At 68.4% G+C, this 7,475-nt stretch carries 11 protein-coding genes; 4 read left to right on the forward strand and 7 right to left on the reverse strand.

Annotated features, from left to right (window positions below; genetic code table 11):
- Nucleotides 1–283, reverse strand: a 283-nt coding sequence (locus ACXAID_RS26020; protein WP_475025066.1) for a hypothetical protein, incomplete at its 3' end; no start/stop codon positions are given.
- 45 nt (nucleotides 284–328) lie between these two features.
- Here ACXAID_RS26020 and ACXAID_RS26025 point away from each other — a divergent pair.
- From ACXAID_RS26025 to ACXAID_RS26040, 4 genes are read left to right on the forward strand one after another with little or no spacing between them, the layout of a single operon-like run.
- Nucleotides 329–643, forward strand: a complete 315-nt coding sequence (locus ACXAID_RS26025; protein ID WP_475025067.1) for a type VII secretion target — start codon at nucleotides 329–331, stop codon at nucleotides 641–643.
- 15 nt (nucleotides 644–658) lie between these two features.
- A complete protein-coding gene (locus tag ACXAID_RS26030; RefSeq protein ID WP_475025068.1) occupies nucleotides 659–1,414 on the forward strand; it encodes a hypothetical protein in 756 nt (251 codons plus the stop codon).
- Entirely contained in the window at nucleotides 1,336–2,322 is a 987-nt protein-coding gene (locus tag ACXAID_RS26035; protein ID WP_475025076.1) for a TNT domain-containing protein, read from the forward strand. Before ACXAID_RS26030 ends, ACXAID_RS26035 begins: the two co-directional genes overlap by 79 nt.
- Nucleotides 2,323–2,380: 58 nt before the next feature.
- The gene (locus tag ACXAID_RS26040) at nucleotides 2,381–2,806 is read left to right on the forward strand and encodes a hypothetical protein (protein ID WP_475025069.1); all 426 of its coding nucleotides are present in this window, start codon (nucleotides 2,381–2,383) and stop codon (nucleotides 2,804–2,806) included.
- Between the two features lie 46 nt (nucleotides 2,807–2,852).
- Here the strand turns inward: ACXAID_RS26040 and tsaD are convergent, their stop codons facing one another.
- From tsaD to alr, 6 genes are all read right to left on the reverse strand, one after another.
- The gene (gene tsaD, locus ACXAID_RS26045; protein WP_475025070.1) at nucleotides 2,853–3,875 is read right to left on the reverse strand and encodes a tRNA (adenosine(37)-N6)-threonylcarbamoyltransferase complex transferase subunit TsaD; all 1,023 of its coding nucleotides are present in this window, start codon (nucleotides 3,873–3,875) and stop codon (nucleotides 2,853–2,855) included.
- Nucleotides 3,872–4,327, reverse strand: a complete 456-nt coding sequence (rimI, locus tag ACXAID_RS26050; RefSeq protein WP_475025071.1) for a ribosomal protein S18-alanine N-acetyltransferase — start codon at nucleotides 4,325–4,327, stop codon at nucleotides 3,872–3,874. Before rimI ends, tsaD begins: the two co-directional genes overlap by 4 nt.
- Entirely contained in the window at nucleotides 4,324–4,953 is a 630-nt protein-coding gene (gene tsaB / locus ACXAID_RS26055) for a tRNA (adenosine(37)-N6)-threonylcarbamoyltransferase complex dimerization subunit type 1 TsaB (protein ID WP_475025072.1), read from the reverse strand. Before tsaB ends, rimI begins: the two co-directional genes overlap by 4 nt.
- Nucleotides 4,950–5,414, reverse strand: coding sequence for a tRNA (adenosine(37)-N6)-threonylcarbamoyltransferase complex ATPase subunit type 1 TsaE (tsaE, locus tag ACXAID_RS26060; protein WP_475025073.1), 465 nt, complete (start codon nucleotides 5,412–5,414; stop codon nucleotides 4,950–4,952). The genes tsaB and tsaE overlap by 4 nt, the downstream gene beginning before the upstream one ends.
- Nucleotides 5,407–6,489 carry an alpha/beta fold hydrolase gene (locus ACXAID_RS26065; RefSeq protein ID WP_475025074.1) on the reverse strand — a complete coding sequence of 361 codons (1,083 nt, stop codon included), beginning with the start codon at nucleotides 6,487–6,489 and terminating at the stop codon, nucleotides 5,407–5,409. The genes tsaE and ACXAID_RS26065 overlap by 8 nt, the downstream gene beginning before the upstream one ends.
- On the reverse strand, nucleotides 6,486–7,475 hold a 990-nt coding region (gene alr, locus ACXAID_RS26070), incomplete at its 5' end, for an alanine racemase (protein WP_475025075.1). The genes alr and ACXAID_RS26065, both read right to left, overlap by 4 nt.

The following is a 7,475-nucleotide window of genomic DNA, read 5'->3' on the forward strand; positions in this document are numbered from 1 at the left end:
GGGCGGGCGGCGGACAGGCGGCAGCGGCGGCGCCGGCAATGGCGGCGGTGTTCATGTCGGTTCCTCTTTCGGCGATCTCGAGTTCTACCCGCTTGAACCCGCAGCTCAACGGGTTGATTTCCGTTGGCGGGAATGGGCCGATCAGTGGCAGGATCTCGCGCACCCAGCCCTGTTCGAAGCCGACAACGCACTGGGAGACGACTTCGCCGCAATGATGTTGATGGCCGGCTGTGCTCAGTGAGCCCTCCCAACCACCTCCAAGACATCTGAGGATGATGTCCATTGCTGTAGCCTGTTGCCAATATAGGGTTTGCTGTGAGGGGGGAATGTGACGATTGCACGGGACCTGCTGTCGGTCGATCCGTCTGAGCTTCACCAGGCCGCCGGCCGCCTCGAGGTTCAGGCCAGCGAGTTTCTAGCCGCGCATCGGGCGGCGCAGTCACGGGCCAGCGGGGTTTGGCTGGGGTCGGGCACGGCGGCCGCCTCGTTGCCGGGATTGTTGGCGGCCTGGACGGCAGACACCACCCGGTTGGGCGCACAGTTCACCGAGCACGCGGACGGCCATCGCATTGCGGCAGAGGATTACGTGCGCACCGACACGCGCAACGGAGGCGTGATCGACCACGCTGCTCCTGCGCCGTAAGCGCGGTTCGTTGCGATGAACTTGCGGGAGCTGCGTGAGTGGCCCCCCGAGATCGCGGACCTCGCGGCAGCGACCCGCGAGGCCGCCGATACCCACGCCAACTCGGTCGATTTCTATCGCGCTCTCGTCAGTGGGTCGACCTGGGTCGGGCGCGGCGCCGATGCGGCCCGCGCAGCCATGTCGGCCAGCGCCGACGATCATGATGCGATCGCCGACGATCTCGACGCGGCCGCGACTGCTATGGACCGCGCTGGAGAACAGGCCGAGCTCGTCGCCGACGAGATCACACGCATCCTCGACGACGCCGCCGCGCCTCCCTATCCGGTGCAGATCGACCAGTACACCAATCGGGTGATCGCACCCAACACCGACTATTTGACCGATGAAGCGGCTGCCGAGGTCGCAGCCAAGGTCGCTGAGCTACAGGAACGTGTCGCTGCCGTGTTGGCGGCCGGCCGGCTGGTGGATACTGACCTCGCACTTGCGATTCGCACTGCTAGCCGCGTCCAGACCGAAGCACCCACCGATACTGCACGCTCATCGCCGGAGACGGTGCATTGGAACAGCTCGCCGGGCGGCCCGTGCCGGCATCTGTTCCATCAGAAGCTCCTGGAGCCGAGGCCGGGTCCGCCACACCACTGCCATTGGACCCCAGCAAGGTCGAGCAGTTCAAGAACACCGCACGCCAAATCATGCAGCGCAACGGGATTCCGGCCGAGCAGATCGAACGACGCCTCGACGCCTTGGTCGCTGCAGCACAGAAACCGCTGACTCCGTCCACCCCACCGAAGTCCACCGACAACGGCACGGGCCCCAGCGTCTCTGACGGATTCGCCGACGGCTGGTTCAACACCGAAGAACAACTCGAGAACCTCATCGGGGCCAACGGATGGGAAGAATTCAAAGACGCCTGGACCAACACAGCCAAGGGCGCCTGGCAACGAGTCACCCATCCCATCGACTCTTTGACCGAGGAAATCGAACATGCAACCAGATATCCCGGCCACTACGTCGGTGAACAACTCGGCGAGACGGCCCTCACCGCACCCGGCGCCCTCTTCGGCGGTGAAGCCGCCCTCGCCGCCCGCGCCGGCACCGCAGGGGCCATCCCCGACAACCTCATCGATCACCCAGCTGGCAGAGACCACGCCACCCCGGCGCCATCCGGTACTGCGTGGAGCCACCCCGGCCCCCTTGCGCCGGAATTAGATGCACCCCCGCCGCCGCTGACCTCGGGCTCGCCGCTATTCGACGACTACGCTCCAACTCCCCCGGGCCCGGAATTCACCAACCCCGATGGCGGGCTCCGCTACCCCGACGACAGTCTGCCCAGCAAGCCATATGCACTACCGGGCACCGTCATCGAAAATGCCGACCTCCCGCAGGGGACCGTGATCGACCGCTTCGGCTACCCCGGAGGGGCATACCTTTCCCCAGAAGGCGTTCCCTTCGCCGAACGAGCACTACCGCCAGACAGCGCCGCCAAACCCTACTATCAGTACGTCGTCGCCGACCCGTCCAAACTCCCACCAGGATGGCACATTGAGCAATCGCAGGCAGCACCCTGGTTCCACCAACCCGGCGGCGGCACCCAATACCGAGTTGTCGCACCGCCAGGCGTGGAGCCCTCAGTCGAGTCTCTACGTCAATCCGGCTATCTGAAGAGACTGGGTGAATAGATTGGCAGACTTCCAACGTCTCTCAAGAACCTGGACCGAGTGGTCAAACCGAATCGGAATGGCGAATGTCTACGTTTCCCGTGGCGAAGACGTCAACGACGTCACCTTTGCATCCGATGATCGATCATTCATCCTCAGAAATGTAAACGGTTGGTGGACAGTCGATGTCATCAACGACAGAGGCCGAAGATACAACGATGTAGCCAAATTTTCCACGTTCGAGCTTGCCGAGAGTTACCTGGTCTGGAGGTGGGGTTCCACGATGCGCGATGTGCTTGGTCTCAGCATCTTTGGGCCCGGACTGTATGCGTTGGGTCACAGCGCCGATGCAAAGGTAGTCCCGACCGAGAAGGACTGGATATTCGAGCTCCAGTCGAAGGCAGGCAGGGCCCGGCTATCGGAGCCGGACGCAACCATCTTCAGTCATCTGATGTCCATGACCGTGGATGAGGTTGAGCAAATGGTCAGGTCGGGAATCACCTAGCTCGCCCCGCACCCGGCGAATATGGGCCGTTCCGGACGATGTCCCGTCAGGCGACCTGCCCCTGAACGACAGGCAGGCCGGGATCGCTGGCAGCATCCAACGGGGACGGCTCGGCACCCGCGGCGATCAGGTGCGCGGCGAACGAGGCGATCATCGCACCGTTGTCGGTGCACAACCGCGGCCGCGGAATCCGCAACGTCATCCCGGCGGACTCACACCGTGCCCCCGCCAGTTCGCGCAGCCGCGAGTTCGCCGCGACCCCACCGGCAATCAGCAGCGTCGACACCCCCAGCTCCTGGGCAGCGCGCACCGCCTTGGCGGTCAGCACATCGGCAACGGCCTCCTGAAAACCCGCCGCGATATCGGCCTGCGCAGCGTCGGGATGGCGCTCGACGTACCGCGCGACCGCGGTCTTGAGCCCGGAGAAGCTGAACGCACGCGGATCGTCGCGCGGCCCGGTCATCCCGCGCGGGAAGACGATCGCCTCACGGGCACCCTCGCGGGCGAGTTCGTCGAGGACCCGCCCGCCCGGGTAGCCGAGCCCGAGCAGGCGGGCCACCTTGTCGTAGGCCTCTCCCGCGGCATCGTCGACGGTCGACCCGAGTTCGACGATCGGCTCGCCCAGCGAACGCACATGCAGCAGGTTGGTGTGCCCGCCGGACACCAGCAGCCCGATGCTCTCCGGCAGCGGGCCGTGATCGTAGACATCGGCGGCAAGATGGCCGCCAAGATGATTGACCGCGTAGAACGGCACCCCCCAGGCCGCCGCGTAGGCCTTGGCCGCCGCCACACCGACCAACAGTGCCCCGGCCAGACCGGGGCCGATCGTGGCCGCCACCACATCGGGCCGCGCGATCCCGGCGGCAGCCATGGCGCGGCGCATCGTCGGTCCCAGCGCCTCCAGGTGCGCCCGCGAGGCGATCTCGGGCACCACGCCGCCGAAACGCGCATGTTCGTCGACGCTGGAGGCCACCTCGTCGGCGAGCAGCGTGACGGTTCCGTCGTCGCTCAGTTCGGCGATTCCGACACCGGTCTCGTCGCACGAGCTCTCGATAGCCAGGATGATCATCGCGCCTCCCGCTTCATCGTGTAGGCGTCCGCGCCGCTGACCCGGTAGTAGCGCTTGCGCAGGCCGACCTGCACGAAGCCTTCACTCTCGTACAGCGCGATCGCCGGGGCGTTGTCGGTGCGAACCTCCAGAAAAATCGTTGCACCGTCGGCGAATTCGAGCAGGTCGTGCAGCAGCCCCCGACCGATACCCTGGCCCTGATAGGCCGGGTCGACGCCGATGGTGTGCACCTCGTACTCGTAGGGCTTACCGCGGCCCAGCCGGGCGATACCGGCATATCCGACCAGCTTGTCGTCCACCCGGGCCGCCGCGTAATGGTTGTGCTTGGCGGCCAGTTCGGCCAGGAACGCGCGCTCGGGCCACGGATCGTCGCCGTCGAACAACTGGGCCTCCAGCTCGGCGCAGCGGGCCGCGTCCCGCGGCGTCAGCGGACCGTACTGCGCGGCGCTCATCGTGACCCCGCTGACGGTTTGGCGTCGGGCCTGCGCAGATACAGCGGGACCAGCGGCTCGGGCTCACCATCCCAATCCGCCACGGCCGCAACAAGCCCGGCGGCACTCGGATACACCGCAGCCAGCCTGGGCAGCTCGAACAGTGCCGCGTGCTCGGGTGAGCCGGCCACCGCCGAGGCACCGGCAGGCACGTCGGCAGCGGCGCCGACCGCCGGACCCTCGACCCGAAGCCCGTCGCGATAGCGGGCCCAGTACACCTCGCGGCGGCGCGCATCGGTCACCACCAGAACCTCGCCCGTGGTGTCCACCGCGATCGCGTCGAGGCTGCACACGGCTCGCACCGGGATGCCGAGGGCGTGCCCGAACGCCGCGGCCGTCGCCATCCCGACCCGCAGCCCGGTGAACGGCCCGGGACCACAACCGACGACGACGGCATCGAGCCGGTCCACCGCGAGTTCGGCGTCTTCCAATGCACCGACGACGTTCGGGGTGAGCTGCTCGGCGTGGGCGCGTGCGTCGACGGTGACCCGTTCGGCGAGCACCTCGATGCCGGCGGCACCGGCGCGGACGACCCCCGCGGTCACCGCGGGGGTGGCGGTGTCGATCGCCAGCACCAGCCTGCTCACGGTGTGCTCCACTGCCAGATGGCGGTGCGGATGTCGGTGTCGGCGGCCCGCTCCAGCCGGATGTCGAGGTGGCGGTCGGAGAGCCGCTCTGCGACTCCTTCACCCCATTCGACGACGACCACCGCGTCGTCGAGGTCGGTGTCGAGATCCAGGGAGTCCAACTCGGAAAGCAGGTCCACCGCTGCCTCGTCCAGCAGCCGGTAGAGGTCCACGTGCACCATCGCCGGAGCGCCCTCCTGGCGCGCCCGGTGCACCCGCGCCAGCACGAATGTCGGCGAGATCACCGGGCCATCGACATCCATCGCCTTCGCGATCCCCTTGGCCAGTACTGTCTTTCCGGCTCCGAGCGGGCCGGACAACACGACCACGTCGCCGGCCCGCAGACCGCGGCCCAGCGAGGCTCCCAGCGCAATCGTGTCCTCGGCGGTGCGCAGCTCGGCGGTGCCCGCACGATCATCCATAGAGCCGCTCCCGCATCCGGCGGGTCAACGCCACCAGCTTCGACGGTGTCGCTCGCTCGACGAGCCGCACCAGCGCATCATCGATGACGTCCGGGCGCTCCAGCTGCACCAGATGCCCAGCCCCGCAGACGATCACCAGATGGGACTTCGCCAAGCCGTCGGCCATCTCCTGCGAGTACTCCATCGGGGTCAACAGATCGCGGTCCCCACAGGCCACCAACGTCGGCACCTTGCTCAGGGTCTCCAGTCCGGCGGTCTCGTCATGTGTCTCGAGGGCGTGCAGGAACTCCACCAGGGTCGCGACCGGCGTGTCGTGCATCATCTCCTCGGAGAACGCGCCGACGCTGCGGCTGATGCCGTGGTCGCCGTAGGAGGCGGCACGCAGGATCGGGCCGATCACCGAACGGGCCGCGCCCCGGCCCGCATGCACCGCTTGCGGTGCGTACCGCGCGGTGAACCGGACCGCCTCCAGGGCCGGATTGTTCAGGATCTCGCCCAGCGGTGAACGCGAAACCCCCTCCGCCGCAGAGGCGATCAGCGCTGCACCCACGATGCGGGTCGGGTAGCGCTGCGGATACTGACGGGCGTGCGACAGCACCGTCATGCCGCCCATCGAATGGCCGACCAGCACCACCGGCCCGCGCGGGGCCGTGACCGCCAGGACGCTTTCGAGATCCCGGCCGAGTTGCTCGACGGTGTAGGTGTCCGCTGGGGCCTCCCCCGACTGGCCGTGCCCACGCTGGTCGTAGAACACCATCCGGACCTGATCGCCCCACTGCTCACGGAGCCGGGCCCGCTGGAAATGGAACGAGCCCATCTGCAGGCAGAACCCGTGGGCGAACACCACCGTCAACCCGGCGTCCTGCGGCCCTACCTCGCGCACCGCCAGCGGCACCCCGTCCGGGGTGGTCACCACCGAACTGCGGTCGGCCTCGAGCAGTTCGAAGTCCTCGTGACGGTAGGGATCGTCCTCGCTGAACCTGCGGTGCAGCGACCGGGCCACCGAGAGACCGGCGGCGGTGCCCACGGCCGTCACCCCGGCCGCGCCGGCCAACCAGCCCGCGCGGCCGCTCACCGGGCCCGGCCTCCGCGGGTGTAGCTGCGCACGATGCGCCCTCGGGGGCTGGTGACCACCTCGTAGTTGATGGTGCCCAACAACTCGGCCCAGTCCTGCGCCGTGGGTTCACCGCCGGTACCCGGCCCGAACAGGATCGCCTGGTCACCCTCCGTCACGCCGGTGGGCCCCGGCCCCAGGTCGACGACGAACTGGTCCATGCACACCCGTCCGACGTTCGGGTAGCGCCGGCCGTTGATGGCCACCTGCATGCGATTGCTCAGGGAACGGAACACGCCGTCGGCGTAGCCCGCCGGGATCAGCGCCAGCGTGGTGTCCTGCGCGGCGGTCCAGGTGTGCCCATAGGACACGCTGTCTCCCGCGGCCACCGAACGCACCATCGCCACCGGGCACGTCACCGTCATCGCCGGGCGAAGCCCCATGTCACCGCGCTCGGGCACCGGGCTGAGCCCGTACACCGCCAGGCCCGGCCGCACCATGTCGAAGGCCAGATCGGGCCGGGTCATCGTGGCCGGCGAGTTGCTCAGGTGCACCACGTCGAAGGCCAGGCCGTGCTCGCGGGCCAGTGCCGCCCTGGCGGCCAGCCGGCGGGCCTGTTCGTCGTTGAAGGGGTGGTCGGGCTCGTCGCCGTGCGCCAGATGCGACATCAGCCCGCGCACCCGCACCGCGTCATCGGCGGCCGCCCGGCGCAGCGCGTCGAGGACGGCCGGGTAGTCGGACGCACCGACCCCGTTGCGGTTGAGGCCGGTGTCGGTCTTCACCGTGACCGTGGCCCGGCTGCCGGTGCGTGCCACCGCGTCGAGGACTTCGGCGACCTGGCGCGGCGAGGACACCGCCACCTCGACGCCGGCCTGCAGCGCCGGGCCGAAATCGGTGTCCGGCGGGTGCAGCCAGGCCAGCACCGGCGCGGTGATGCCGTCGGCACGCAGCGCAACCGCCTCGGCGACGGTGGCGACCCCGAGTTCGGCAGCGCCCGCGGCCAGCGC

The organism is Mycobacterium sp. ABE4_509 (genome assembly GCF_056160785.1).